Below are 1,719 nucleotides of genomic sequence, written 5' to 3'. Positions count from 1 at the left end.
GATGCCCTCCCGGACCTCGAGTGACACCCGTGCCTGGAGAGACACGGTAGGCACCGGATTCCTGCGGCTCCGGGGGGCACGACCACGAACTGCACTCATAGCAGGAATACTGCCGCGCTTAATGCATGCATTAAGCGCAATCGGCGGCGTGTCGGCGAAACAACCTTCAGCTTGCGGGCCGTTGGTTCGAACTGGATGCCAACGTGTCGCGCAGCTCGGACTTGTATACGGTCCAGCGCCCAGAGATTTGGTAGCCCGGTATCTCTTTGTCGAGGAGCCAACGTCGGATCGTCTGTTTGGTTTTTCCGAAGAATTCCATCAGTTCGGACATGCCGAGCTGTTCGTCGTAATCGGCCAGAGGGTCTTGAACGGTGCCGTCAGGCAGGGGGGTGTTTCGGCGGCTCGCAAGCCACGCGCGGAACTCGCCCTGAAAGATGATCCACGACCGCCCGATGAAGTGCCCGGGGATAGTTCCGTCTTGCAGGCGTCGCAACACAGTGGTGTCGCTCATCCGGACGACGAGGGCGGCCGCGTGAATGGTCAGCGGTTCAGGGAGCTGCGCCCAATATTCGTCGTCCATCAGGAGTACATGGGGAGCACGCTCCCAGGTCGTTGCTGGCGCAGTCGAGCCGTGGGCGGCAGCTCGATGCATGACGGGTTCATGGTTGTCATTATCCCGGGCACGTAGCCTCGCCCTTGGGAGGACAGTCACTGCGCCGTCTCCCCTTGCAGGTAGGAGATCGCCACCGCACAAGCGACGTCGGGGCCGATGTGCAGGAGGTCGCCGTCGAGCAGCTCGTAAGGCTTGCCCGGTGTGAGATCGAATTGTCCCGTGGACGGTCGGGTGATTGAGGTGCCGTTTCCGGCGCCGCGATCGCTCACGGTGAGCTTGCCGCCGACCCAGGCGACGTCGGCGTGCATGCGTGAGACAGTGCGGCTCCGATCCGAGACGACGATGAGCTGCGCCCCTGCCACGTCAGCAGCGAGGGCGCTCGGGTTGCGGCCGATGATCGCTGGCGGGCCGATGATCGCCGTCTCGCCGGTCGAGAACTTAAGCGTTGCCACAGGCGTCCCGGGTTGATGCGGCTGGCGAGGGGCGCGGGGCGCGATCACCGTGCGGTCCGTCGTGCGCTCGAGCACCACCGTGGGCGATTCTTTCGACGGGGCCGACGGCTCGCCCTTGATGACCGCGCCGGCCGGCGGCCGGGACGTGCTGACCTTGGCGGCTGTGCGCCCCTTGGGAGGCGCGGGCGCGAGGTCGACCACTTCGCCGTCCGGATACACGCCGAGCTTCCATTCGCCGTCCGGGTCGACGGTCGTCATCCGGACGCCTCGGCCGAGACGTGTTGCCACCGCGATCGCGTAGGCAAGGACTCGCTCTCGTGTCTCGTCGACGTCGGCCGCAGGGTAGTTCTGGTGGTCGCCAGCGGCGTTGACGTGGGCGCTGCCGTCTGGCTGCACGGTGACGTGCACGACCGGGTAGTTGGGAATCGTCGGGTCGTTCATCAGTACGTCCTCCTACAGCTGTCCGGCGCACACAGGGTGAGGCCGAACGCATCGTAGAACTGCTCTGGGTTCACCCATCCGGCGGGGCCGCCGATGGTTTCGGATCGCGGTAGGGCGGCCACCGTGGGGTTGGTGTTGCCGACGACGTTGATCCGGAGGTCGAGGTGGCAGCCGGTCGCGGGGCCGTTGTCGCCTGTGGCGCCAACTTGTTCG

At 65.7% G+C, this 1,719-nt stretch carries 2 protein-coding genes and 1 pseudogene; all 3 read right to left on the bottom strand.

Annotation, left to right across the window (positions count from 1 at the left end; genetic code table 11):
• Positions 1–166: 166 nt before the first annotated feature.
• Entirely contained in the window at positions 167–580 is a 414-nt protein-coding gene (locus tag ACHZD8_RS13240) for a helix-turn-helix domain-containing protein (protein ID WP_394770897.1), read from the bottom strand.
• A 128-nt stretch (positions 581–708) separates the two neighbouring features.
• Positions 709–1,506, bottom strand: a complete 798-nt coding sequence (locus ACHZD8_RS13235) for an FHA domain-containing protein (RefSeq protein WP_394770896.1) — start codon at positions 1,504–1,506, stop codon at positions 709–711.
• Positions 1,506–1,719 (bottom strand): annotated as a pseudogene (locus ACHZD8_RS13230) (M23 family peptidase); the annotation flags it as partial. The pseudogene ACHZD8_RS13230 and the gene ACHZD8_RS13235, both read right to left, overlap by 1 nt.

This window comes from Lacisediminihabitans sp. (genome assembly GCF_043726815.1).
Classification (GTDB): domain Bacteria; phylum Actinomycetota; class Actinomycetes; order Actinomycetales; family Microbacteriaceae; genus Lacisediminihabitans.
The sequence above is the reverse complement of the archived record's forward strand: the minus strand, read 5'-3'. Positions and strand labels throughout refer to the sequence as shown.

Coding starts and splice junctions, on each gene's coding strand:
- ACHZD8_RS13240 (WP_394770897.1), bottom strand. CDS start 580: ATGGACGACGAATATTGGGCGCAGCTCCCTGAACCGCTGACCATTCAC.
- ACHZD8_RS13235 (WP_394770896.1), bottom strand. CDS start 1,506: ATGAACGACCCGACGATTCCCAACTACCCGGTCGTGCACGTCACCGTG.